This is a genomic window from Staphylococcus sp. GDY8P126P, from assembly GCF_017891965.1.
GTDB lineage: Bacteria > Bacillota > Bacilli > Staphylococcales > Staphylococcaceae > Staphylococcus > Staphylococcus saprophyticus.
Window position 1 is genome coordinate 180,754 of sequence record NZ_JAESKG010000005.1, and the last position, 24,873, is coordinate 205,626.

General features: G+C 32.6%; 25 protein-coding genes. 21 read left to right on the forward strand and 4 right to left on the reverse strand.

What is annotated here, in order from left to right; genetic code table 11:
• Positions 1–82 precede the first annotated feature (82 nt).
• From KA893_RS10175 to hfq, 6 genes are all read left to right on the forward strand, one after another.
• On the forward strand, positions 83–901 hold the full coding sequence (locus KA893_RS10175; RefSeq protein WP_002483419.1) for an MIP/aquaporin family protein: 819 nt from the start codon (positions 83–85) through the stop codon (positions 899–901).
• 177 nt (positions 902–1,078) lie between these two features.
• Entirely contained in the window at positions 1,079–2,581 is a 1,503-nt protein-coding gene (gene glpK, locus KA893_RS10180) for a glycerol kinase GlpK (RefSeq protein WP_002483418.1), read from the forward strand.
• A 146-nt stretch (positions 2,582–2,727) separates the two neighbouring features.
• On the forward strand, positions 2,728–4,401 hold the full coding sequence (locus KA893_RS10185; RefSeq protein WP_002483417.1) for a glycerol-3-phosphate dehydrogenase/oxidase: 1,674 nt from the start codon (positions 2,728–2,730) through the stop codon (positions 4,399–4,401).
• 241 nt (positions 4,402–4,642) lie between these two features.
• On the forward strand, positions 4,643–5,569 hold the full coding sequence (locus KA893_RS10190; RefSeq protein WP_037538506.1) for an alpha/beta hydrolase: 927 nt from the start codon (positions 4,643–4,645) through the stop codon (positions 5,567–5,569).
• Positions 5,570–5,590: 21 nt separating this feature from the next.
• Positions 5,591–6,547: a tRNA (adenosine(37)-N6)-dimethylallyltransferase MiaA gene (miaA, locus tag KA893_RS10195; RefSeq protein ID WP_041080479.1), complete on the forward strand. Its 957-nt coding sequence runs from the start codon at positions 5,591–5,593 to the stop codon at positions 6,545–6,547.
• A gap of 1 nt (position 6,548) precedes the next feature.
• Positions 6,549–6,773: an RNA chaperone Hfq gene (hfq, locus tag KA893_RS10200; protein WP_002483414.1), complete on the forward strand. Its 225-nt coding sequence runs from the start codon at positions 6,549–6,551 to the stop codon at positions 6,771–6,773.
• A 145-nt stretch (positions 6,774–6,918) separates the two neighbouring features.
• On the opposite strand, the gene KA893_RS10205 is transcribed toward hfq, so the two are convergent.
• Positions 6,919–7,395, reverse strand: coding sequence for a glutathione peroxidase (locus KA893_RS10205; RefSeq protein WP_370874426.1), 477 nt, complete (start codon positions 7,393–7,395; stop codon positions 6,919–6,921).
• Positions 7,396–7,496: 101 nt separating this feature from the next.
• On the opposite strand from KA893_RS10205, the gene hflX reads away from it, so the two are divergent.
• The 9 genes from hflX (at position 7,497) to KA893_RS10250 (ending at position 16,342) form a co-directional block, all read left to right on the forward strand.
• On the forward strand, positions 7,497–8,732 hold the full coding sequence (gene hflX, locus KA893_RS10210; RefSeq protein WP_047503666.1) for a GTPase HflX: 1,236 nt from the start codon (positions 7,497–7,499) through the stop codon (positions 8,730–8,732).
• 15 nt (positions 8,733–8,747) lie between these two features.
• The gene (locus KA893_RS10215; RefSeq protein WP_069844449.1) at positions 8,748–9,986 is read left to right on the forward strand and encodes a methionine gamma-lyase family protein; all 1,239 of its coding nucleotides are present in this window, start codon (positions 8,748–8,750) and stop codon (positions 9,984–9,986) included.
• A 262-nt stretch (positions 9,987–10,248) separates the two neighbouring features.
• A complete protein-coding gene (locus KA893_RS10220; protein ID WP_041080483.1) occupies positions 10,249–10,617 on the forward strand; it encodes a MerR family transcriptional regulator in 369 nt (122 codons plus the stop codon).
• 20 nt (positions 10,618–10,637) lie between these two features.
• Positions 10,638–11,978 (forward strand): type I glutamate--ammonia ligase, encoded by a 1,341-nt coding sequence (glnA, locus tag KA893_RS10225; protein WP_002483409.1) that lies wholly within the window; start codon positions 10,638–10,640, stop codon positions 11,976–11,978.
• A gap of 638 nt (positions 11,979–12,616) precedes the next feature.
• Positions 12,617–12,814, forward strand: a complete 198-nt coding sequence (locus KA893_RS10230) for a hypothetical protein (RefSeq protein WP_002483408.1) — start codon at positions 12,617–12,619, stop codon at positions 12,812–12,814.
• Between the two features lie 235 nt (positions 12,815–13,049).
• Entirely contained in the window at positions 13,050–13,916 is an 867-nt protein-coding gene (locus tag KA893_RS10235; protein WP_048787413.1) for an ABC transporter ATP-binding protein, read from the forward strand.
• Position 13,917: 1 nt separating this feature from the next.
• Positions 13,918–14,652 carry an ABC transporter permease gene (locus tag KA893_RS10240; protein ID WP_194440732.1) on the forward strand — a complete coding sequence of 245 codons (735 nt, stop codon included), beginning with the start codon at positions 13,918–13,920 and terminating at the stop codon, positions 14,650–14,652.
• A complete protein-coding gene (locus tag KA893_RS10245; protein ID WP_002483405.1) occupies positions 14,649–15,740 on the forward strand; it encodes a sensor histidine kinase in 1,092 nt (363 codons plus the stop codon). Before KA893_RS10240 ends, KA893_RS10245 begins: the two co-directional genes overlap by 4 nt.
• Positions 15,740–16,342, forward strand: a complete 603-nt coding sequence (locus tag KA893_RS10250; RefSeq protein ID WP_037538489.1) for a response regulator transcription factor — start codon at positions 15,740–15,742, stop codon at positions 16,340–16,342. Before KA893_RS10245 ends, KA893_RS10250 begins: the two co-directional genes overlap by 1 nt.
• An 82-nt stretch (positions 16,343–16,424) precedes the next feature.
• Here the strand turns inward: KA893_RS10250 and KA893_RS10255 are convergent, their stop codons facing one another.
• Positions 16,425–16,616: a hypothetical protein gene (locus KA893_RS10255; protein ID WP_011303215.1), complete on the reverse strand. Its 192-nt coding sequence runs from the start codon at positions 16,614–16,616 to the stop codon at positions 16,425–16,427.
• 171 nt (positions 16,617–16,787) lie between these two features.
• Between KA893_RS10255 and nucI the strand changes: the two genes are divergently transcribed.
• The gene (nucI, locus tag KA893_RS10260; RefSeq protein WP_041080486.1) at positions 16,788–17,318 is read left to right on the forward strand and encodes a thermonuclease NucI; all 531 of its coding nucleotides are present in this window, start codon (positions 16,788–16,790) and stop codon (positions 17,316–17,318) included.
• A gap of 262 nt (positions 17,319–17,580) precedes the next feature.
• Here the strand turns inward: nucI and KA893_RS10265 are convergent, their stop codons facing one another.
• On the reverse strand, positions 17,581–18,444 hold the full coding sequence (locus tag KA893_RS10265) for an NERD domain-containing protein (RefSeq protein WP_037538486.1): 864 nt from the start codon (positions 18,442–18,444) through the stop codon (positions 17,581–17,583).
• A 223-nt stretch (positions 18,445–18,667) separates the two neighbouring features.
• Between KA893_RS10265 and KA893_RS10270 the strand changes: the two genes are divergently transcribed.
• The gene (locus KA893_RS10270; protein WP_180373858.1) at positions 18,668–19,168 is read left to right on the forward strand and encodes a sugar phosphate isomerase family; all 501 of its coding nucleotides are present in this window, start codon (positions 18,668–18,670) and stop codon (positions 19,166–19,168) included.
• A 110-nt stretch (positions 19,169–19,278) separates the two neighbouring features.
• Positions 19,279–19,872 (forward strand): hypothetical protein, encoded by a 594-nt coding sequence (locus tag KA893_RS10275; protein ID WP_041080489.1) that lies wholly within the window; start codon positions 19,279–19,281, stop codon positions 19,870–19,872.
• A 174-nt stretch (positions 19,873–20,046) separates the two neighbouring features.
• Here KA893_RS10275 and KA893_RS10280 read toward each other — a convergent pair whose 3' ends face one another.
• Positions 20,047–21,414 carry an aspartate kinase gene (locus tag KA893_RS10280; protein ID WP_069821953.1) on the reverse strand — a complete coding sequence of 456 codons (1,368 nt, stop codon included), beginning with the start codon at positions 21,412–21,414 and terminating at the stop codon, positions 20,047–20,049.
• A gap of 188 nt (positions 21,415–21,602) precedes the next feature.
• Here KA893_RS10280 and KA893_RS10285 point away from each other — a divergent pair, with 188 nt between their 5' ends.
• The 3 genes from KA893_RS10285 to thrB are packed head-to-tail and all read left to right on the forward strand — an operon-like array spanning position 21,603 to position 24,869.
• Complete coding sequence (locus KA893_RS10285; RefSeq protein ID WP_041080491.1) at positions 21,603–22,883, forward strand: homoserine dehydrogenase; 1,281 nt, start codon at positions 21,603–21,605, stop codon at positions 22,881–22,883.
• Between the two features lie 5 nt (positions 22,884–22,888).
• Positions 22,889–23,950 carry a threonine synthase gene (gene thrC, locus KA893_RS10290; RefSeq protein WP_041080492.1) on the forward strand — a complete coding sequence of 354 codons (1,062 nt, stop codon included), beginning with the start codon at positions 22,889–22,891 and terminating at the stop codon, positions 23,948–23,950.
• Between the two features lies 1 nt (position 23,951).
• Positions 23,952–24,869, forward strand: a complete 918-nt coding sequence (gene thrB, locus KA893_RS10295; RefSeq protein WP_069821954.1) for a homoserine kinase — start codon at positions 23,952–23,954, stop codon at positions 24,867–24,869.
• Positions 24,870–24,873: the final 4 nt, after the last annotated feature.

Here is a 24,873-nt window from a genome sequence, read left to right on the forward strand (position 1 = left end):
GATTTCTACAGTAATTAAACCGGTGGTTCGCAACTGGCTATAATTGTAGGAATCTCTCTATCTTTTTTTAGGAGGAGTCTCTATGAGTGTGTATTTTGCTGAATTTTTGGGAACAGCAATACTAGTATTATTTGGGGGTGGCGTTTGTGCCAACGTCAATTTGAAAAAAAGTGCCGGTAACGGTGCAGATTGGATTGTTATTGCATTAGGTTGGGGGCTTGCAGTTTCAATGGGTGTATATGCGGTTGGAAATATTTCCGGAGCGCATTTAAATCCCGCAGTTACATTAGCGTTTGCTATGGACGGCGCGTTAAGTTGGAGTATGGTACCAGGCTATATCGTTTGTCAAATGCTCGGCGGTATTTTCGGTGGTGTTTTAGTTTGGTTAATGTATTTAGCACATTGGAAACAAACAGAAGATCAAGGCGCAAAATTAGGTGTATTCTCTACAGCACCAGCAATTAAAAATTATTTTGCCAACTTTTTAAGTGAAATCATTGGTACTGCTACACTTACTTTAGGATTACTATTTATTGGGATGAATAAAATTGCTGATGGATTAAATCCATTAATCGTTGGCGGTTTAATTGTAGCGATTGGTTTAAGTTTAGGTGGACCAACTGGCTATGCCATTAATCCCGCGCGTGATTTAGGACCTCGTATTGCACATGCGATATTACCAATTGCTGGGAAAGGGAAATCTAATTGGAGCTATGCGATTGTGCCAGTTTTAGGCCCAATTACTGGAGGAATGATTGGTGCAGTCATTTATAGATTATTCTATAAAGGCGCGTTTGATACAATGTCAGTTGTAGCGATTGTATTACTAATTGTTACTATTGCGCTTGGTGTAGTGTTAAATAAAGCTAAAAGTGCAAAAGGTATCGAATCTGTATATTGATTAAGTTTTAAACAGTCCTGTTTATAAGTTAAACTATAAGTAGGCTTTATATTATAACAATTTATGATTTAGATTAATGTCTGTAAAAATGAATATATGGCAATGTGTATAATAACGTGTAAAAACGAGTTACATATATATAGCCGCGATAAACGAGATAAGAGGGAGATTTTAATTATGGAAAAATATATTTTATCAATTGACCAAGGAACAACAAGTTCAAGAGCAATTCTTTTTGATAAAGAAGGTAAAATTAAAGGTGTCGCACAACGTGAATTCAAACAATTCTTTCCAAAATCTGGTTGGGTAGAACATGATGCTAATGAAATTTGGACATCTGTTTTAGCTGTTATGGCAGAAGTATTAAATGAAAGCAATGTAGGAGCAGAACAAATTGCTAGTATTGGTATCACAAACCAACGTGAAACAACAGTTGTGTGGGATAAACATACGTCACGTCCTATATATCATGCAATTGTATGGCAATCTCGTCAAACACAAGGTATTTGTCAAGACTTAAAAGAACAAGGCCTTGAAGATAAATTCCGCAATAAAACTGGTTTGCTTTTAGATCCTTATTTTGCAGGTACAAAAGTGAAATGGATTTTAGATAATGTGGAAGGTGCAAGAGAAAAAGCAGATAACGGTGATTTATTATTTGGTACGATTGATTCATGGCTTGTTTGGAAATTATCAGGTGGACAAGCGCATATTACAGATTATACAAATGCAAGTCGTACATTAATTTATAATATTTATGATTTAGAATGGGATCAAGAATTATTAGATATTTTAGAAATTCCTAATACAATGTTACCTGAAGTCAAAGCATCAAGTGAAGTTTATGCACACACAATTGATTATCATTTCTTTGGTGAAGAAGTACCTATTTCAGGTATTGCTGGCGACCAACAAGCAGCATTATTCGGACAAGCTTGTTTCGACCGTGGAGATGTAAAAAATACTTACGGTACGGGTGGATTCATGTTGATGAATACAGGTGAAGAAGCTGTTTCATCTAAGAGTGGTTTATTAACTACGATTGCTTATGGTTTGGACGGTAAAGTGAATTATGCTTTAGAAGGTTCAATATTTGTTTCAGGTTCTGCAATTCAATGGCTAAGAGATGGATTAAGAATGATTAATTCAGCGCCACAATCTGAAAATTATGCTGAACGTATTGAATCAACAGAGGGTGTATATGTCGTGCCTGCATTTGTAGGTCTTGGTACACCATACTGGGACGCAGATGCACGTGGTGCAATCTTTGGATTAACACGCGGTACAGAAAAAGAGCATTTCATCCGTGCAACATTGGAATCACTTTGTTACCAAACACGTGATGTATTAGAAGCAATGGAAAAAGATTCTGGCATCAAAGTAAATAATTTACGTGTTGATGGTGGCGCGGTAAAAAATAATTTTATTATGCAATTCCAAGCTGATTTATTAGACGTAGGTGTTGAGCGTCCAGAAATTAATGAAACAACAGCATTAGGTGCAGCGTACTTAGCAGGTTTAGCTGTAGGTTTCTGGGATAGTAAAGATGAAATTGCTAATCGTTGGAACTTAGAAAAAGAATTCCAACCAGATATGATTGAAAAAGATAGAGAAAGATTTTATAAAGGTTGGAAGAAAGCTGTAGAAGCAACACAAGTATTTAAATTAGAAGATGAGTAAAAAATTAGACTTAATATTGTTATATATGCTACAATACGGGTAAGTTAATAATATCGAGATGAGAAATGAGAGATTCAATTCGTACAATTATATATGTATGGGATTAATCTCTCTTTTTTTAATACTTTAGGAGGCGCTTGTTTATTATGAGTTTATCAACGTTGAAAAGAGAACAAATAAAAAAAGATTTAAAAGATCAAGAATTTGATGTCGTTATCATTGGCGGAGGTATCACTGGTGCTGGTATTGCTTTAGATGCAAGTGAAAGAGGTATGAAAGTTGCACTTGTTGAAATGCAAGACTTTGCACAAGGAACAAGCTCACGTTCTACGAAATTGGTACATGGTGGGTTACGTTACTTAAAACAACTTCAAGTTGGAGTGGTAGCTGAAACTGGTCGTGAACGTGCGATTGTTTATGAAAATGGACCGCATGTTACTACACCAGAACGTATGCTTTTACCAATGCATAAAGGCGGTTCAATGGGCAAATTCACTACTTCTATTGGATTAGCAATGTATGATAGATTAGCAGGTGTTAAGAAAGCTGAACGTAAAACAATGTTAAATGCTAAAGAAACATTAGAAAAAGAACCATTAGTTAAAAAAGCTGGTCTAAAAGGTGGCGGTTCTTATGTTGAATATCGTACAGATGATGCGCGTCTAACTATTGAAGTTATGAAACGTGCAGAAGAAAAAGGTGCGAAAGTTATTAATCATACAAAATCAGTACATTTCACTTATGATTCAAATGAAAAAGTCAACGGTATTCAAGTTGAAGATCAAATCAATAATGAAACGTATCCAATCAAAGCTAAAAAAGTCATTAATGCAAGTGGCCCATGGGTAGATGAAGTTCGCAGTGGAGACTATGCACGTAACAATAAACAATTACGTTTAACAAAAGGTGTTCACATTGTTATTGATCAATCTAAATTCCCATTAGGTCAAGCAGTTTATTTCGATACTGAAAAAGATGGACGTATGATTTTCGCTATTCCTCGTGAAGGTAAAGCATATGTTGGTACGACTGATACGTTCTATGACAACAATAAAACTTCACCATTAGCTAACCAAGAAGATAGAGACTATCTCATCGATGCTATTAATTACATGTTCCCAGATGTAAATGTAGCTGATGAAGATATTGAATCTTCATGGGCAGGTGTCAGACCGTTAATCTTAGAAGAAGGTAAAGATCCATCTGAAATTTCACGTAAAGATGAAGTATGGGAAGGTAAATCTGGTTTATTAACAATTGCTGGTGGTAAATTAACTGGTTATCGTCATATGGCACTTGAAATTGTGGATTTACTATCTAAACGCTTGAAATCAGAATTCGGTCTTAAATTTGATAAATGTGCGACGAAACACTTAACTATCTCAGGAGGAGATGTTGGTGGTAGTGCGAACTTCGATAAGTTTATTGAACAAAAAGTTGAAGAAGCAAAATCTTATCAAATTGATGAGTCAACTGCACGTCACTTTGCTTCAAAATACGGTTCAAATGCTGAAGAACTATTCAAGATTGCACAAACAGCACAATATCAAGAAACTGGTTTACCTTTAGACATTTATACTGAATTAGTTTATTCAATCCAAAACGAAATGGTATATCGTCCAACAGACTTCTTTATTCGTCGTACAGGTAAACTATACTTCAAAATTGATGACGTCTTAAATTATAAAGAACAAGTTATTGATGTCATGGCTGGCTTATTAGGATACACAAATATTGAAAAAGAAGCTTATACAAAAGAATTACAAATTGCAATTGATGAAGCACAAACTGGTAATCATCAACCAGCAGTAAAAGAATAATTTAAAGTACTTTTTCAATAATATAATTTAAATAGAAATAGCTGCTAACTTTGCGAGGTTGGCAGCTGTTTTTTTAACCCAAAATGGTAATTTAAAGCATGATTAAAATTTGAAAATACTTTTATTAAAACAATGTTTGTACATACTGAGCTGATTGCGTACTATTTGATAACATGCTCATTTGAAGGTATATTGTATAATATACAAAAATATAAGTCGTAAAGTATGGGAGGCCTATAACATGAGTAAAAATGAATTTAAAATTACAGTTGCAGATGGCACAATGATAGAAGTTAAATTGAATAAAGCTAAAAAAACAACTATCGGTGTCGTGCATATACTTCATGGAATGGCAGAGCATATGGATCGATATGATCAGCTTGTGAAATCATTAAACCAACAAGGTTATGATGTGTTACGACATAATCATCGGGGCCATGGCAAAGATATAAATGAAGATGAACGTGGACAAATTGATGACCTGTCTCAAGTTGCGGAAGATGCATATGAAATTGCTGAAACGGTGTGTTCACATTATCAACATATCCCATATATTATTATAGGACATTCAATGGGATCAATTGTGGGACGTATATTCGCTCAAAGATATCCAGATGCAGCTCAAGGTATGATATTAACCGGAACAACGCAATATCCAACCTTTTTGAGCATTTCCATTTGTACATTACTAAAAATAATTACATTGGTGTTAGGAAAACATCGTAGATTAGATTGGTTAAACAAAATAATGTATAAATCGTTTAATAAAAATATTAATAACCAAAAAACGGCAAGTGACTGGCTCTCTAGTGATGCGAATGAAGTAGAACAATTTATAAAAGATCCATATACAGGATTTTTAGTCTCAAATCAGTTGATTTATCAAGTTATGAAACAAATGGTATCAACAAGTCGAATGAAAAATATAAAACAAATGAACGCCAATCTTCCTGTATTGTTAATTTCAGGTAAAGATGATCCTCTAGGAGACTATGGTAAAGGGATTAGGAAACTGGGTAGATTATATAAAAAAGCAGGTATTAAACATATCACAGTACAACTGTATAAAAATAAAAGACATGAAGTACTTTTTGAAAAAGGCTATGTTGAAACATGGCATCATATGTATGAATGGATAGAAAAACAAATTTTAAAAAAGAAAAAGTAAATAGCAAATAAATAAAGAGAGATGATACACGTGGAAAACGACAAGCCCTTTATAGTTGTTCTTGTTGGACCAACTGCAGTAGGTAAGACTGAATTTAGTATTGAATTAGCCAAAAAATATAACGGTGAAATTATCAGTGGAGATTCAATGCAAGTTTATAAAAATATGGACATCGGCACAGCAAAAATAACACTTGATGAGATGTCTGGCATACCACATCATATGATAGACATATTAGAACCCGATGAACCTTTTTCGGCTTATGAATTCAAAAACAGAGCACAAAAATTAATCAAAGAAATTACTCATAGAGGCCGTGTGCCAATCATTGCAGGTGGCACAGGTTTATACATACAATCACTTATTTATGATTATGCCTTCGAAGATGAAACTATTTCAGAAGCGCATAGCGAAAGTGTAGAAACGCAGCTAGCGGAACTTGATCAACTATCAAATGATGAATTACATCAGTATTTGGCATCGTTTGATGAAATTTCTGCGCAAGATATTCATCCCAATAATCGAAAAAGAGTTAGACGTGCTATACAATATTATTTAAAAACAAAAAAACTTTTGAGTTCACGTAAGAAAGTACAACAATTTACAGAAAATTATGATACATTATTATTAGGGATAGAAATGTCGCGTGACATATTATATCAAAGAATTAATACACGTGTTGATATAATGTTGGAACGTGGATTATTAAGTGAAGTGAAACAACTCGTTGAAAATGGTTATGAAACAAGTCAAAGTATGCAAGCAATTGGCTATAAAGAGATTGTACCCGTTATTAACGGACAAATTAGTCTAGATGAGGCAACTAATAAATTAAAGCAACATTCTAGAAATTATGCTAAACGACAAATGACTTGGTTTAAGAACAAATTAGACGTTTTGTGGTTAGATAGAGAGAAAATGTCACTTTCACTAATGTTAGATGAAGTTTCAGTCCAAATACAGAAAAGGAGAACATAAAATGAATACAACAGAAAACATCCAAGACAAATTCCTAGGACAATTTAAGGCTGATCAAACAAAAATAATTGTATTTTTAGTGAATGGTTTTCAAATGAAAGGTACGATTGAAGATTACGATAAATACATCGTATGTTTATTATCTCAAGGAAAACAACACCTTATTTATAAGCACGCCATAAGTACCTTCACTATTGACGAAGCAGCCACAACTGAAGAAAGTTAATTTACATTTAAAAAATACTTAAGTAAAACCGAGGTTGGAACAAATAAATGTTTCAACCTCGGTTTTTTGTATAAAAAAGCATTGCCGTGTTTAAGTAAGGATACGACAATGCTTTTTAATATCATATATAAAATTGTATTTTCAGTTATAGTAATGCTTCAATTTCTGATTCCAATTGACTTGGTTTTTTCTGTGGTGAAAAACGTTGAACCACATCGCCATTTTTATCCACTAAAAATTTAGTGAAATTCCATTTTATTTTTTCATTGAAAAATCCATTTTGAGCTTCAGTTAAAAATTTAAATAGAGGATGTTGTTGTTCACCTTTAACATCAATTTTTTCATGCATTGGGAAAGAAACACCGTAATTGATTTTACAGTTTTGAGTAGCTTCCTCACCTGTACCAGGTTCTTGGCCACCAAATTGATTACAAGGGAATCCTAAAATGATGAAATCTTGCTCTTTATACTTATCATATAATGCTTGTAGCCCTTCAAATTGTGGTGTAAATCCACATTCACTAGCCGTGTTTACAATTAACATCACTTTGTTTTTATAAGCATCTAATTTATAAGCATCTCCATTTGGTTTTTGCACTTCTATGTCGTAAATAGTCATAATACTTCACCTCTTTTTATTAATTTAACATAATTTAAGTTTATAGTCTTTATTTTGGCACTATGATAGAATGGCAAAGAATACTTTGAAAAGAGGTGCATGTTATGACCCAACAACAAACATATACAACGGAACAGAGTTTAGAAACAGCAATATTAGTTGGAGTACATGCTCAAACGGATGAAGACTTTAACTTTGAGTCAACAATGGAAGAATTAGCGTCTTTATCTCAGACATGCCAATTAAACGTAAAAGCACAGTTTAGCCAAAATAGAACTAACGTAGACAATAAATTTTATGTTGGTAAAGGTAAATTGGATGAAATTAAAGCATATGTTGAATTTCATGACATAGACGTTGTTGTAGCCAATGATGAGCTTACAACTGCACAATCCAAAACTTTAAATGGTAATTTAAACGTCAAAATAATTGATAGAACGCAGCTTATATTAGAAATATTTGCTCTACGCGCACGTAGTAAAGAAGGTAAACTACAAGTAGAATTAGCGCAATTAGATTATCTTATGCCCAGATTGCAGGGTCATGGCCGAAGTTTGTCTCGACTAGGTGGCGGCATCGGAACAAGAGGTCCTGGTGAAACGAAATTAGAAATGGACCGTAGACACATCAGAACGAGAATGAATGAGATTAAACACCAATTAGAAACGGTAGTAGAACACCGTGAACGCTATCGTAATAAAAGAGAACAAAATCATGTATTTCAAGTAGCATTGGTAGGTTATACTAATGCTGGGAAATCGTCTTGGTTTAATGCATTAGCAAAGGAATCTACTTATGAAAAAAAACTGCTTTTCGCCACACTTGATCCCAAAACGAGACAGATACAGATAAACGACGGCTTTAATCTCATCATTTCAGATACAGTAGGATTTATTCAAAAACTACCAACAACGCTTATAGCGGCTTTTAAATCAACTTTAGAAGAAGCAAAAAATGCAGATTTATTATTACATGTTGTCGATAGTAGTCATCCTGAATATCGCGCGCAATATGATACCGTTAATCAAATTGTAAATGATTTAGATATGGGACAAATACCTCAGGCCATCATTTTTAACAAGAAAGATTTGCATGATGGCTCATTACCAGCTACAAACAAACCTCATGTATTTGTTTCTAGTAAAGATGAAAAAGATATAGAGAAAGTAAAATCATTGTTATTTAATCAAATTAAACAAGTGCTTACTTATTATGAAGAAAGTGTACCGAGTGCAAATGCAGATCGCTTATACTTTTTAAAACAACATACGCTGATATCAGAATTAGTATTTGACGAGATAAATGCTAATTATCAAGTTAAAGGATACAAAAAAGAATAGAAGGAAGTTATGAAAATGGAAGAGATGAAACAACTGATTGCGGACACAGAGGCTACATTAGCGCCATATTTTAAAGCAATAGAAGAAACCGCCTTTGTTAATCAGGAAAAAGTACTTAATGCGTTTCATGAAGTGAAAGCTACTGAAAGTGATTTACAAGGGACGACAGGTTACGGGTATGATGATTTTGGTAGAGATCATCTTGAAGAAATTTATGCACACACGTTTAAAGCAGAAGATGCTTTAGTTAGACCTCAAATCATCTCTGGTACACATGCAATCACGATTGCGCTGCAAAGTACTTTGAAACATGGTGATGAGTTATTATATATCACTGGCAATCCTTATGATACTTTATTAGAGGTCATTGGTATCAATGGCAATGGTATTGAAAGTCTTAAAGAACATGGCGTCCAATATAATAAAGTGGATTTGAAACATGGTGATATAGATATAGAAACGGTAATGCAACAAATTCATAGTCGAACAAAAGTCATCGCTATCCAACGTTCCAAAGGCTATGACCAACGTCCTTCTATCAATTTAAATTTAATCGAAAAGGCCATACAACAAATTAAGGTGCAATATCCAGAAATCATTATTTTTGTCGATAATTGCTATGGTGAATTTGTAGAAGAACGTGAACCTATTGAATGTGGAGCGGATTTAATTGCAGGCTCATTAATTAAAAATCCAGGTGGCGGTTTAGCAAAAATCGGCGGTTATATTGCAGGAAAAAAAGATTTAATTGCACGTTGTGGTTATCGTCTAACTGCGCCTGGTATAGGTAAAGAAGCAGGTGCATCACTCAATTCGTTACAAGAAATGTATCAAGGGTTCTTTTTGGCACCACATGTTGTTAGTCAAAGTTTGAAAGGGGCTTTATTTACAAGTCTTCTTCTAGAGAAGATGGATATGCGAACAAGTCCAAGATACGATGAAGCGCGAACAGATTTAATTCAAACGGTTTCTTTTGAGAATAAAGAACAAATGATTCAGTTTTGTCAAAGTATACAACAAGCCTCTCCCATTAATGCACATTTCAGTCCTGAGCCAGCTTATATGCCAGGATATGAAGACGATGTAATCATGGCGGCAGGGACATTTGTACAAGGATCTTCTATTGAACTTTCTGCTGATGGGCCAATTAGACCGCCATTTGAAGCCTATGTTCAAGGCGGATTAACATATGAACACGTAAAATTAGCTGTCTCAAGAGCAGCGAGAAATCTAAAATCACAACAATTGATTTGATTTTTGAATGAACTTCCATATATGTTTTGTAAAAAGAGATAGTATATACATGCTATTTTAATTTATAATCCCATATATATGGATTTTTTTTGAATAAATTTAAGGAATTTTCTAAAAATTATAGATTTAAGACGACGAATTAACAGATGAAAGTAGTCATATCAAGGGATGAGAACTTCATGTTAGAAAACCTTACATATCTTTGAATTAATCTGATTATTATGCTAAATTTATTACAAGTTCAAAAGTAGAGGTGATCGGATTGAAGTCAAATGATACATTACGACGAAGTATGCCCGTTTTCCCTATGAGTGTTGTAACAAAGTTAAGTGAATTGTCTGCTAGGCAAATTCGTTATTATGAAACACATGAACTCGTTAAGCCACAACGATCAGAAGGAAACAAAAGACTTTTTTCATTAAATGATTTAGAACGCTTACTTGAAATTAAGAAGTTAATTGAAAAAGGGTTCAATATTAAAGGTATTAAACAAATTATTAATGATGAACAAGATCACCTTACTGATGATGAACAAGAGACAAGAAAACAAATGATAGTTGAAGCTACACAGAAACCACAGCGAGAAGCAATTCCAATAAATCGTGGTGACTTATCACGTTTTATTAAATAAAAATACGGGGGACATATATTATGCCAAAACGTTCATTTACAAAAGAAGATATTCATAAGTTTGCTAAAGAGGAAAATGTAAGATACTTACGACTACAATTTACAGATATATTAGGCGTTATTAAAAACGTTGAAGTACCAGTAAGTCAATTAGAGAAAGTATTAGATAACGAAATGATGTTTGACGGATCTTCAATTGAAGGGTTCGTACGTATTGAAGAATCTGATATGTACTTATATCCAGATTTAGATACTTGGGTTATTTTCCCATGGACTGCTGGTCAAGGAAAAGTTGCACGACTTATTTGTGATATTTACAAAACAGATGGTACACCATTTGAAGGGGATCCACGTGCAAACTTAAAACGTGTCTTAAATGATATGAGAGAATTAGGTTTTTCTGAATTGAACTTAGGACCTGAACCAGAATTCTTCTTATTCAAATTAGATGAAAAAGGAGAGCCAACATTAGAATTAAATGATGATGGTGGTTACTTTGACCTTGCACCAACGGATTTAGGTGAAAATTGTCGTCGTGATATTGTATTAGAATTAGAAGATATGGGCTTTGATATTGAAGCGAGTCACCATGAAGTTGCACCTGGACAACATGAAATTGATTTCAAATATGCAGATGCAATTACAGCATGTGATAATATTCAAACATTTAAGCTTGTAGTTAAAACAATTGCGCGTCAACATAACTTACATGCAACATTTATGCCAAAACCATTATTTGGCGTTAACGGAAGCGGTATGCATTTTAATATGTCATTATTCAAAGGTAAAGAGAATGCGTTCTTTGATCCAAATGGTGATATGCAAATGACTAAAGATGCTTTCCATTTCGTAGCAGGTATCTTAAAAAATGCACGTGGATTTACAGGCGTATGTAATCCATTAGTTAACTCATATAAACGTCTTGTTCCTGGCTATGAAGCACCGTGTTATATTGCATGGAGTGGTAAGAACCGTTCACCATTAATTCGTGTGCCATCATCTCGTGGACTATCAACACGTGTTGAGGTGCGTTCAGTAGACCCGGCTGCCAATCCTTACTTAGCATTAGCAGCAATATTACAAGCTGGCTTAGATGGTATTAAAAATAAACTTGAAGTACCAGAACCAGTGAATCAAAATATCTATGAAATGAACCGTGAAGAACGTGAAGCGGTTGGTATACAAGATTTACCTTCAACTTTATATACTGCAATTAAAGCAATGAGAGACAACGAACCAATCAAACAAGCACTTGGTAATCACATCTATCACCAATTTATTAACTCTAAATCAATTGAGTGGGATTACTACAGAACTCAAGTTTCTGAATGGGAAAGAGAACAATACATCAAGCTTTACTAGGTGCTAAACAAAGGGGTTAAACACTAGGAATATAAGCAATCCATTTATTCTTTATGAATAGATTGGGTTGCTTTTTTGCGCCCACTCATTAAAAATAACCAACTATACCTTTAGCGAGTTATAGATGGTCATAAAATAAAATAATCATAAAACTGTATCGCTTTTTAAAGCATGTAATTAACCGATACACACAGTGTGTTACCAATTTGTATGTATCAATAAGAATAATAAAAAATGATCAAATATTTGAGTTATTCAAGCTATATTAGATTTATCAGATTTAATAAAAAAGATAGAATGCACTCGTAAAAGTTAACGAGCCATTCTATCTTTAAACATTAGTGATGAAACTAATGCTTAACCAAATATTGCGTGCGAAAATGGTATTAAATATAAGACGATTAATGTAAGACTTACTAAAAAGTATATAATAAACGCACGCACTTCTTTTGACTTAAAGAAGATAATCACCTCACTCATGTTTAGTGAACTTTAATTGTAGAAGAAGCGAATTTATCAGTCAACTTTGACTTATTAATGGGAAGAAGATTGACTAATTACCTTTAAAATTTGTGTGCAATATAACCCCATAGTATAATATACTTAATAAAATTTACTTATCATAAGGGGATGGAATCATGCAAGAAGTAAAATTAGTAACATTAAAAGCACTTTCACTAGATGATTTAGAAAAAGAAATTAATAACTATTTAAAAACAGACGAAATATCTGGTTATAAATTATTAAATTCTACTGTACGTGAAGTTGAAGAACGTACATTTTCAGCTAACGAGCAAGAATTTCATGCATTTTTAACATTTACAAAAGATATTTAAATGGCATATCATTAATTGAAAATACTGCGTAGAAAGATTAATTTCTTTCTGCGCAGTATTTTTTTGTGCCAAAGCTAATATATAAACAACTATAATAATATTATGTAAACTTTATAATTTCATGATATTCATTTTACTTAATGACATTTGTCATATGTAATTTATGACAATATTCACTACTGCCTTTCTATTAGATTCGTCATACTTAAAGTAGGAAATGAAAGGAGTGTATAAAATGATTAAAATAAAACATTTAACTAAAACTTATAAACGAGTAAAAGTCGTTGATGATGTGACGTTTGATATAAATGAAGGTCATTGTACTGCATTAATAGGACCGAATGGCGCTGGTAAATCTACGCTTATAGACATGATTATAGGTGATCGACATGCAAATAAAGGCGAAATACTAGATACGGCACAATTATTGGATTCTAAAAATTTAGGGATTATGTTTCAAAAAACAAATTTTCCAGATTTAATAAAAGTAAAGGAACTTTACCAACTGTTTGCTCATTTATATACGGATGCCATTACTTTAAAAGAGTTTAGTGAAATTACACTTTTTAATGAAAGTCAATTAAATCAATATGCTAATAAATTATCGGGTGGGCAAAAGCGGATTCTTGATTTTGCACTCGCACTTATAGGTAAACCCCAATGTATATTTTTAGATGAACCGACGAGTGCCATGGATGTACAAATGCGTGGCCATTTTTGGGAAGTTGTAACGAAGCTGAAGGACGACGGGGTAACGATATTTTACACCTCCCATTATATAGAAGAAGTAGAGCGTATGGCTGACCGAGTAATTGTTTTGGAAAAAGGACGTGTGATTTTAAATGACAATCCGGAAACGATAAGAACACGTCAACATACATCAATCATTAGTTTACCAAGCAAATACCAAGACAAAGTTGAAACGAATTTATCTAGTAAGCACTTCGAATATACATTAGAGAATCATAAAATACGGATAACTACGACAGATGTACAAATGATCATTGAATATCTCATTTCGATACATGTCGATTTGAATGAAATAGAGATCAATAAAGCAAGTCTGTTAGAAACCGTATTTAATAAAGAAGAGGTGAAGTAGTATGTTAACTTATTACTTAAAGACAGAAATTCAATTATTATTTAGAAAGAAAGTGTATTTGGTGCTATCTATACTGGTACCACTTGCTTTATATTTATTATTTACATCTATACTGGATTTGCCTGAAGAAGCGAAAAAACCATTTTATAAAGAATATATGTATAGTATGATGGCATTTAGTTTATCGAGTTTTTGTTTAATGCAATTCCCGATAGATTTAATTAATGAAAAGACGACAGGCTGGTATAAAAATTTAATGCGTACACCACTACAGTCACATCAATATTATATGGCTAAAGTCTTTAAAATGATGTTCCAGTTTATTTTAGCCATCTTACTTATTTTTATTGTCGCACACTTTATGAAAGGTGTTGAAATGTCAACTTCAGATTGGTTACTTTCCGGTTTAATATTATGGATTGGGGCGAGTACTTTTTTATCTGTTGGGGTATTGATATCACAAATCAATGAAATTCAAAAAGCAAGTAGTATTGGTAATATTTTGTATTTAAGTTTAGCTATTCTTGGCGGTCTATGGTTTCCTGTAAGTCAATTTCCTGAATGGATGCGCAAGATTGCTTATGTCACACCGACTTACCATTTGAAGCAAGTCGCTTATGAAATTGGTAAAGGAGGGACGCTAGACTATTTATCACTTTTTGTTTTAGTTGGTTATAGTATGCTCTTTTTAGTAGTTGCACTTATTATTCAAAAGAGAAGAGACGTGGATATATGATTAAAAGATTGAAAGTCAATGTAATTGATTTATCGAGTTTAGTATATCTCATATTTGCAGTGATACCATTGTTTACATTTGACTTAAAAGGGTCATATTGGATGTATGTTATTATATTTATTATTTTTACAATTTCATATACTGCTTTGGCCATATTTACGGAAGTGTTATCAACAAAAATGATATATACTTTTCTAATTTTACATTATATTGGTATCACTTATTTTGTTTATAGTGTCGGGCCAGCGACGAGTTTATTCTTTTTCTTTAGTTCATTTATTTTACCATATGTATTGAAAGTGAAAATGAAATCTATAGCCTTTTTAATTTTCATTGTTGTCATGCTTATTAATTTTATTTTAATTTATGTCACAGATCCGCTAAGTTTAGGCTTTATAGCAGTCATGCATATCGCTATATTACTTATAACTGTTGGAAATTTCAAACAGAGTGAAACAATAAAAATGAAAAATGCACTGGAAGAAAAGAATAAGCATATCAATGTACTCATTGCCGAACAAGAACGAAATCGCATTGGACAAGACTTACATGATACGTTAGGTCATGTTTTTGCAAGTTTAAGCATAAAATCAGAACTAGCAATCAAACTGATTGATAGCGATTCAGAAAAAGCAAAATTACAAATGATTGAAGTTAACAATATATCTAAGGAATCATTAAATAAAGTTCGCAGTATCGTGAATGATTTGAAAATACAGTCATTTGAAGAAGAAGTAGCTTCGATGGAAACGTTGTTAAAAAATGCAAATTTAAATTTTGAATTTTTTAATGCCGAACTAGCAAAAGGTATTAGTCCAGCTAAACAAGCTATTTTGGCGATGATTTTGAGAGAGGCAATTAATAATGTGTTGAAACATGCTCATGCAACATCGGTAACTGGTTCATTAACAGAGACACAAAATGATATTACATTGACTATTATTGACAATGGGATTGGCATGGATGATTTAAAAGAGCATGATTTGAAGAGTATTAAAGAACGTGTAGCCCTTATGAATGGATCGATTGAAATACAATCGAATCATGGCTTATGTATATCCATTAAAATATCTCGAGGTGACGCATGATGATAAATATCATACTAGCAGAAGATCAAACGATGTTAAGAGAAGCAATGGTTCAGCTTATTAATTTAAATGAACAGTTAGAAGTAGTTGGAAGTTCAGGTAACGGAAAAGAAGCGTATGAATTAATTAAAGTAAGACAACCACAGGTTGCTATCTTAGATATTGAAATGCCTGGCATGACAGGTTTAGAAATATTGAGAAATATTAAAGAACAACAACTTGATGTGAAAGTAATTATAGTTACAACATTCAAGAGACCCGGTTATTTTGAATCAGCGGTAGCGAACGATGTAGATGCTTATGTATTGAAAGAACGCTCTATAGATGAATTAGTCACAACGATTTATAAAGTATTGAATAACGAAAAAGAATATAGTGAAGCACTGATGACGTCGCTATTTAAAGAAAAAAATCCATTAACGCCTAAAGAACAATTGGTTTTAAGAGAGATAGGTGAGGGCCATACGAGTAAAGAGATTTCCAAGCATCTCTTTTTATCTTATGGAACAATTAGAAATTATACATCTACGATTATTGATAAACTTGATGCCGAAAATCGATTTGAAGCATGGAATATTGCTAGAAATAAAGGATGGATTTAAATGATTTAGCACTTGCTAAATATGTTGTATGGTTCAAATTAAATAATAAAAACTGCCGATAAGTCTATAACGGCAGTTTTTATTATTTACGTTTATTTTTGGATGCGATAGATTGGATAATGAAAATGATAAATCCGATTAATATGCCTAATAAAACTGCTACAACGGCAGAAACCATTAGCGGTAGTTGAAATTGGTTTTGTAAGATTAGACCTACGATGACGGCAATGACAACTGCAATAATCGTTATCATGTTTTCTTTGAAAATGCTCAATTTGTTCACTCCTATTCAAGATTATTATAGCACGAGTTATTTACATAGATAAACAATATCATGTTATTTAAAACATCAGCTAATTTATGAGTTAGTGTATAATGTGGTCTTGACGATAGTTTGCTTTTTCTATATGATAATTTGGAATATTTAAAAGAAGTGGGTGCAACAATGAAATCTAAGAAAAAAATGACTAGTTTAGTCGTTATCGTAGTAGTGTTAGGTGTATTAGCTTTTCAATATATTAATCAAACAGGACCATTTCAAAATAATGGTGCAGATACGTCAACAGGACCACAAGATTCTGAAAAAGTTCATGTGTCACGTGTTGTAGATGGAGATACATTCGTTGCTGAAAATGACAATAATGAGCAATTGAAAGTTAGACTGATTGGCGTTGATACGCCCGAAACAGTTAAACCCAATACACCGGTACAACCTTATGGGAAAGAGGCTTCTGATTATACTAAAAAGCATTTAACAAATAAAGACGTGTATTTAGAGTACGATAAAGAAAAAGAAGACCGATACGGTAGAACATTAGCTTATGTTTGGCTTGATAATAAGACAATGTATAATGAGCAATTAGTCAAACAAGGCTTAGCTAGAGAAAAATATTATTCTCCAAATGGAAAATATAGAGAAGCCTTTGAAAAGTCTGAAGACATTGCTAAAGAGAAAAAATTAAATATTTGGAGTTAAACTTTGAATTTATAATGTGAAAAAAAGCCGAGACGTATATTAATGTCTCGGCTTTATAATATTATATTTTTCATAACGTATTGGCAGTAATTTGGGCCGACTCCTGTGGAAAAGCACTGGCCGAAGACTACAGGCTAAGGTTGTGTCCACGGAAAGCGTGCACAAAAAACTGCCCACAAAGACGGAGGCTTTAGCTAAAGTTTGAAGAGTCTGAGACATCTATTTTTGTCCCAGACTCTTCTTTCCTATATAGTATATTAATTTAATAAAAACGTGCTACTAATTTATCATATTGCTCTTTAGTCAATGCCTGATCTGTTGATTGAACAGTATCTCCAATAATTTGTTGTAAGGAAGATTTAGATGAGACTGTTTCAACGTAATCACCTCTTGTAGACGGGCCGTCAATAATATTTACGCTACCATCAGTGAAATAAACAAGTCCAATATTCTTGATTTGTTGATTGAGTTTCTCATATATCTTAGCCTCTAAAGCCTGTGTATTGATAGATGATTGTTCAAAAGGATCATAATTATAAAAATCATAGGTTACAGAATTATTTTTAATACGTTCAATGAATGTATACGTTGTCGAACGTGTTGATTGAAACTGACTATGAAATTGATTAGCAATATAACGTCCTACAGTTTGGTCTATATTATCATTCACTTTAGATTCATTGCTGTTTGTTGTATCTGCAGTGAAATGATAAAATGTTTTTTGCTTCCAATTTTTAACATTGATATTAAAAATGCCTTTTTCTGTAATTACAACATAATCGAAAGTTCTAGCGTACTCAAAAAGGGGATGTTTTACAGCTAAGTTACCAGTAGCTATAATATCAAAATGTTGAATGACACCTTCGTTTTTATATTGATTTAAGATACTATTTAAATCTTGCTTCGCTTTTCTTAAACCATGATGGTGCGTATCATTGTTTCCATCTATATTCAGCATTTGATTTTTTAATTGTGTATTTTCTCGAGTTACTGTACTTATTTTTGTAACTAATTGATCTTTTGAATACGTTTCAGTTTCAAGTTTATTTTGCATTACTCGATGGTCAATTATTACAATAACAATTAATAGTATTATAATTACAATTAATATTAACGGGAAAAACATATGTATCATCCTAATCTTATTTAATTTTTTATTATATCTTATTTTACGCTTTTATTTAGTTTAGCACAAATTCTATAATTTTAAATTAGTATATTAGTGCTATGACAATAGAAAGACCATTACTTACAAAAGCAATATTTTGATGTAATATTACTAAATAAATTTTATTGGTTCTTTAAAACTGTTGTGGAATTTGTATAATTCAAGTCATTAAACAGTTATAATGAATTACGCACAATATCTTTCAATGAAGAAGGTGAATAGCAAGTTGAGCAATATAAAACAATATTTTGAACATATCATAGAAACGATCCAGTGGGACGATATTATTGCATTTGATAATCATCCGTTTGCTTATAAAATGATAGATGAACTATATAAAGCAAATATAAAAATATCAGTAATAAGTTATTCTACAGATATTATAAGGTATGTATCAAAATATACAGATTTTAATATAATCATTCCAAATGGTATAGTTGATAGCGCTAGTCATGTGATAATAGGCAAAGGTGTATTAGAAACCTTTTCAAAATACCAAATTCGCTTTTATTTTGTTTCAGCACCTTTTATGAATGAAGATAAGTTATATCAAACCGTACCTGCAATAGCAGAAATACAAAATACGATAAAGAACTGTACTCATAGTGTGCTCCTAATGAATAGACCAGATCCTATTATTGGAGATTCAAATGGTCAATACATAGAAATTGGTGATTTTTAAAATTATTTGTGCTTTATTTCACATTTTTGCGCTTAATGCATTGAAAAATGCGCATACAAATTATATAATATGTATTATTGAAAACGCTTACTTTTATAGGAGGTGCACTTTTGGATAATGAAAATAATGAAAAAGTTAAAGACATTGTAAAATCTTTAAATGAAAATGTACCTAACTTATTTAAATTTAATGGTGAAGTTGCCAAACAACTATTTTTACGTGACGAATTTAACCTCAATGGTAAAGTTGATATCAGCGTTGAAAGAAAATTTTTAGGTGAGGTCTTAAAATATATTCCTAATGACAATCGTAAGGTGCTCCACGATACCAATCACGCATCATCTAATTATGACGAATTAAATTTCGAAAATATTACACATGCAGAAATATTTGATGGTGAAAAATTAATTATGACTATCATTGTCTATGATGTTGAAGATGAAGAATGGATGTTTAGATGGAATCATAATATTCGATTGCCAGAAAAAAATATTTATTTTCACTCTATTAAATGGGATGTAGACTATATTAAGCCAGAAATCGTTTTAATGTATGAATTATTAGATCCTATTGATTATCATCAATTACCAAATTATAGAAGTGTTATAGATTCATTGAGTTATTATCAATTTGTAATACTACGTTTAGTAGTGGGCGATGAAAGAATTAATCAAGTGCTTATATCAGAGAAAAAAGCCATATAAAATCCTTCAAATCATTGGAAAGTTTAACCAACAGATACAATGAATTTGAAGGATTTTTGTTTGGCTTGATTTATGAAATATTATTTAAAGCGAGTTTGAATTTGTATGACTTCAATCATATCATTAAAACTACTTTAAGTATCTTTTGATTTATATAACGATAATAAAAGCTACTTAAGATTTTAAACATATGCCATTATAACAATATTCATAAGTGGATTTGACTGCTTTATCGGCATCAGAGACATGTATACCAAACATGATTGATATCTCTGATGCCCCTTGATTCATCATTTTTAAATTGATATTCGATTCAGCTAACGCGTGCGTAATTGTATTTGCAGTACCGACAATTCTATGCATACCTTCACCAACAATCATTAAGATAGCTAAATCATGTTCCACACTTAACTCATCAACATCGCAATTTTTTCGAATGTCATTTAAGACTTGTTCTTCTCTATTTTGGATTTCTTTGGAGCGCATAATAATACTAATATTATCTATACCTGATGGCATATGATCAAATGAAATATCATAATCCTCTAAGACAGCTAATATTTTTCTTGTAAAACCAACTTGTCTATTCATTAAATATTTTTTAATGTTTAAAACTGTAAACCCTTTATCACAACTAATACCACTGACAATGTTATTAGAATTTATTTCTCTATCATGGCGAATATATGTACCAATATCATCAGGTCTATTTGTATTTTTTATGACAACTGGAATTCTATCTTTGTGTAAAGGTTGTAAAGCTTCATCGTGAAACACTCCAAATCCAGCATAAGAAAGTTCACGCATTTCTCGATAGGTAATTTCATCGATGACTTCAGGATTTTTAACAATCGTAGGATTTGCTCTAAAAATACCAGAGACATCAGTGAAATTTTCATATAAGTCTGCCCGTACACCTCTAGCTACTATAGCACCTGTGATGTCAGAGCCACCTCTTGGAAATGTAACAATATAATTTTGTCGTGAAACCCCAAAGAATCCAGGAATTATGAGTTTTTCATTATATTCACGTAATTTATATAGCGTATTATAAGATTGCTCTAAGATTTGTGCATTTTGTGGTAAATCAGTAACTTGAATGCCTGCCTCACCAGGAGATACATATCTTGTAGGAATACCTTGGCTATTGTTATATTCTGCAATGAGTTGCGCATTAAAATCTTCTCCACAGGATAGTAATGCGTCTAATAAACGAGAAGGTTTATCTTTTAATGTAGCAATGTATGACTCTAATGTTTCATCAATTGAAGTTAGTAAATGATAATCCATGTTTAATTCATCTATGATATCTGCGTATCTTTGAATGATTTCTTTCTTTTTAGACGTGTAATCTAATCTATCAATCACTTTTTCATACAAACGAATTAGTAAGTCCGTTGTTTTTACATCTTCGCTGTGACGTTTACCCGGTGCTGATACGATGATAATTTTCCGATCAACATCTGAATTTACGATATTTAATACTTTTTTTATCTGTTCTGCATTAGAAACAGAACTTCCTCCAAATTTAGCTACTTTCATTGTAAATACCAACCTTTCTAAAAAATCAGAAAATTTTGTTTAGTTTTTATCACGGGAGTGATAGGATAGATATACGATTAAATATTGAACCTTTACAAAAATAATGAATGAATTTATACTATACCATATTCAAGTATTTTTCAACTGTACAATTGTATTTTTAAGAAGAACAACGGAGGAATGAAGTTATGAGAGAATTAAACGTAGCCTTACTTGGTTTAGGAACTGTAGGTTCTGGTGTAGTTAAAATTATAGAAGAGAATAGAGAACAAATTAAAGAAACAATGAATAAAGATATCAATATTCGACACATTTTAGTTAGAGATAAATCAAGACAAAGACCAATAAATGTGTCGAGTTATCATTTAACAGAAGATATTGATGAAATATTAAATGATGATTCAATTGATATCATTGTAGAAGTTATGGGTGGTATTGAACCAACTGTGGATTGGCTAAAACGTGCATTAAGTCAGAAGAAACACGTCGTAACAGCAAATAAAGACTTATTAGCAGTCCATTTAAATGTATTAGAAGATTTAGCGCAAGAAAATGATGTTGCGTTGAAATATGAAGCAAGTGTTGCAGGTGGTATTCCTATTGTAAATGCTATAAATAATGGGTTGAATGCAAACAACATTAGCAAATTTATGGGCATACTGAATGGTACGTCTAATTTTATTTTAAGTAAAATGACTAAAGAGCAAACAAGTTTTGAAGCTGCCTTAGACGAGGCTAAAGCATTAGGTTTTGCAGAAGCAGATCCTACAGATGATGTAGAAGGTATTGATGCGGCAAGAAAAGTGGTCATTACTTCTTATTTATCATTTAACCAGGTTATTAATTTAAATGATGTCGATAGACGTGGTATCAGTGATGTTGAATCTGAAGACATTCAAGTTGCAGATCAATTAGGTTACAAAATTAAATTAATCGGTAAAGGTACATATGAAAATGGACAGGTACAAGCTTCAGTTGCACCGACGTTCATTAATAAAGCGCACCAACTTGCAGCGGTAGAAGATGAATTTAATGCAATTTATGTTATTGGCGATGCTGTTGGAGAAACAATGTTTTACGGAAAAGGTGCAGGCAGTTTAGCAACTGGTAGTGCTGTAGTCAGTGATTTATTAAATGTCACATTGAATTTTGAAACTAACTTGCATACATTACCGCCTCACTTTGAATTAAAAACTGAAAAAACCAAAGAACTGATGGATGAATCAGAAACTGTTTCACTTAAAGAGAAAGAAAGTTATTATGTTGTAGTTCAAACTGATGGTGAAGAAGTAAATAAAGTTGAAACGTTACTTAAAGGTCAATTACCGTTTCATAAATCATTGGCCGTAACTGAGCGAGATGCTCATACGGCTGGTGTTGTAATTGTTGGTATAGATGAAAATCCTGAAGCATCCATCACAGAATCTGGATATATCGTTAAGAAAATTTATCCAGTAGAAGGAGTTTAATAACTATGAAAAACTGGCAAGGTTTAGTTGAAGAATTTAAAACATATTTACCTGTAAATGAAGCAACACCATCACTAACATTAAATGAAGGACATACGCCACTCATATATTGTGAACGGATGTCTGAAAAATTAGGCATTGAACTCCATGTGAAATATGAAGGTTCGAATCCTACAGGCTCTTTTAAAGACAGAGGTATGGTTATGGCGATGGCCAAAGCCAAAGAAGAAGGGAAAAAAATCGTAATCTGTGCATCGACAGGTAATACGTCAGCATCTGCAGCTGCATACGCTGCTCGAGCTGGCTTAAAAGCAATCGTAGTAATTCCTGAAGGTAAGATTGCACTAGGTAAATTATCACAAGCTGTTATGTATGGCGCAGAAATTGTTTCAATCGAAGGTAATTTTGATGAAGCATTAGAAATCGTGCAAGAAGTTGCAAAAAATGGAGAAATCGCATTAGTTAATTCAGTCAATCCTTATCGACTTGAAGGTCAAAAAACTGGCGCATTTGAAGTTATTCAACAATTGGGTGGTTCGGCGCCTGATATACTCTCTATACCGGTTGGTAATGCAGGAAATATTTCTGCATATTGGAAAGGTTTTAAAGAATATAGGGATAAAAATGGCACTCAATTGCCTAACATGTATGGTTTTCAAGCAGAAGGTGCCTCTCCTATCGTTCAAAATAAAGTTGTTAAAAATCCTGATACAGTGGCAACAGCAATTAGAATTGGTAATCCAGCAAGTTGGGATAAAGCGACGAATGCACTAGAAGAATCAAATGGTTATATTGATAGTGTGACAGATGAAGAAATTTTAGAAGCATACCAATTAATGGCTCGCAATGAAGGTGTATTTAGTGAACCAGCAAGTAATGCATCAATTGCAGGATTGATAAAGTTACATCGCGCTGGTAAATTGCCTCAAGGCAAAAAAGTTGTTGCAGTTCTAACAGGTAATGGACTGAAAGACCCTGATACAGCCATTTCACTATTAGATAATCCAATTAAACCATTACCAAATGATAGACAGAGTATTTTAGATTACATCAAAGGGGCACTATAGCATGAAAGAAGCGTTACATTTAAAAATTCCGGCATCTACAGCTAACTTAGGTGTCGGATTTGATTCTATAGGAATGGCTTTAAATAAATTCTTATATTTAGACGTTACTGTGAACGATGAAGATCAATGGTCTTTTAATCATATTGGACCTAATGTAGATGAACTGCCTAATGATGAGAGCCACTACATTTACCAAATCGCACAAAAAGTTGCTGAAACATATGAAGTTGAATTGCCAAATTTAAATGTAGAAATGAGAAGTGAAATTCCTTTAGCAAGAGGATTAGGTTCATCTGCTTCGGCTTTAGTGGGTGCATTGTATATCGCTAACTACTTTGGAGATATTGAACTATCTAAATATGAACTATTACAACTTGCGACGGATTTTGAAGGGCATCCAGATAATGTAGCGCCAACAATTTATGGTGGTCTTGTGCTTGGTTATTATAACGGTGATACAAAAGTTACAGATGTCTCCTACATTGATACACCTAAAATTGATATTATTATAACGATACCAAGTTATAAATTAAAAACAATTGATGCAAGAAACGCATTACCTGATACATTTTCTCATGAAAAGGCAGTTCAAAATAGTGCAATTAGTAATACGATGATTAGTGCATTAATTCAACATAATTATGAATTAGCTGGAAAAATGATGGAACAAGACGGTTTCCATGAACCTTATAGACAACATTTGATTCCAGAATTTCAAACAATTAAAGGTATTGCGAAACAACATCTAGCATACGCAACAGTAATTAGTGGTGCCGGCCCAACAGTACTCACATTAATAGCACCTGAACGAAGCGGCGAATTAGTACGTGCACTAAAGCGTGAATTTAAAGATTGTAGATCAGAACTTGTTACAATCAATGAAACAGGTGCAACGACTAAAGTATTGTACCAACGTTAATAAT

Bases quoted from the DNA above. Each gene is read 5' to 3' on its own strand.
- KA893_RS10175 (WP_002483419.1), top strand. From the start codon at position 83: ATGAGTGTGTATTTTGCTGAATTTTTGGGAACAGCAATACTAGTATTA.
- glpK (WP_002483418.1), top strand. From the start codon at position 1,079: ATGGAAAAATATATTTTATCAATTGACCAAGGAACAACAAGTTCAAGA.
- KA893_RS10185 (WP_002483417.1), top strand. From the start codon at position 2,728: ATGAGTTTATCAACGTTGAAAAGAGAACAAATAAAAAAAGATTTAAAA.
- KA893_RS10190 (WP_037538506.1), top strand. From the start codon at position 4,643: ATGAGTAAAAATGAATTTAAAATTACAGTTGCAGATGGCACAATGATA.
- miaA (WP_041080479.1), top strand. From the start codon at position 5,591: ATGATACACGTGGAAAACGACAAGCCCTTTATAGTTGTTCTTGTTGGA.
- hfq (WP_002483414.1), top strand. From the start codon at position 6,549: ATGAATACAACAGAAAACATCCAAGACAAATTCCTAGGACAATTTAAG.
- hflX (WP_047503666.1), top strand. From the start codon at position 7,497: ATGACCCAACAACAAACATATACAACGGAACAGAGTTTAGAAACAGCA.
- KA893_RS10215 (WP_069844449.1), top strand. From the start codon at position 8,748: ATGGAAGAGATGAAACAACTGATTGCGGACACAGAGGCTACATTAGCG.
- glnA (WP_002483409.1), top strand. From the start codon at position 10,638: ATGCCAAAACGTTCATTTACAAAAGAAGATATTCATAAGTTTGCTAAA.
- KA893_RS10230 (WP_002483408.1), top strand. From the start codon at position 12,617: ATGCAAGAAGTAAAATTAGTAACATTAAAAGCACTTTCACTAGATGAT.
- KA893_RS10235 (WP_048787413.1), top strand. From the start codon at position 13,050: ATGATTAAAATAAAACATTTAACTAAAACTTATAAACGAGTAAAAGTC.
- KA893_RS10240 (WP_194440732.1), top strand. From the start codon at position 13,918: ATGTTAACTTATTACTTAAAGACAGAAATTCAATTATTATTTAGAAAG.
- KA893_RS10245 (WP_002483405.1), top strand. From the start codon at position 14,649: ATGATTAAAAGATTGAAAGTCAATGTAATTGATTTATCGAGTTTAGTA.
- KA893_RS10250 (WP_037538489.1), top strand. From the start codon at position 15,740: ATGATAAATATCATACTAGCAGAAGATCAAACGATGTTAAGAGAAGCA.
- nucI (WP_041080486.1), top strand. From the start codon at position 16,788: ATGAAATCTAAGAAAAAAATGACTAGTTTAGTCGTTATCGTAGTAGTG.
- KA893_RS10265 (WP_037538486.1), bottom strand. From the start codon at position 18,444: ATGTTTTTCCCGTTAATATTAATTGTAATTATAATACTATTAATTGTT.
- KA893_RS10270 (WP_180373858.1), top strand. From the start codon at position 18,668: ATGAATTACGCACAATATCTTTCAATGAAGAAGGTGAATAGCAAGTTG.
- KA893_RS10280 (WP_069821953.1), bottom strand. From the start codon at position 21,414: ATGAAAGTAGCTAAATTTGGAGGAAGTTCTGTTTCTAATGCAGAACAG.
- KA893_RS10285 (WP_041080491.1), top strand. From the start codon at position 21,603: ATGAGAGAATTAAACGTAGCCTTACTTGGTTTAGGAACTGTAGGTTCT.
- thrC (WP_041080492.1), top strand. From the start codon at position 22,889: ATGAAAAACTGGCAAGGTTTAGTTGAAGAATTTAAAACATATTTACCT.
- thrB (WP_069821954.1), top strand. From the start codon at position 23,952: ATGAAAGAAGCGTTACATTTAAAAATTCCGGCATCTACAGCTAACTTA.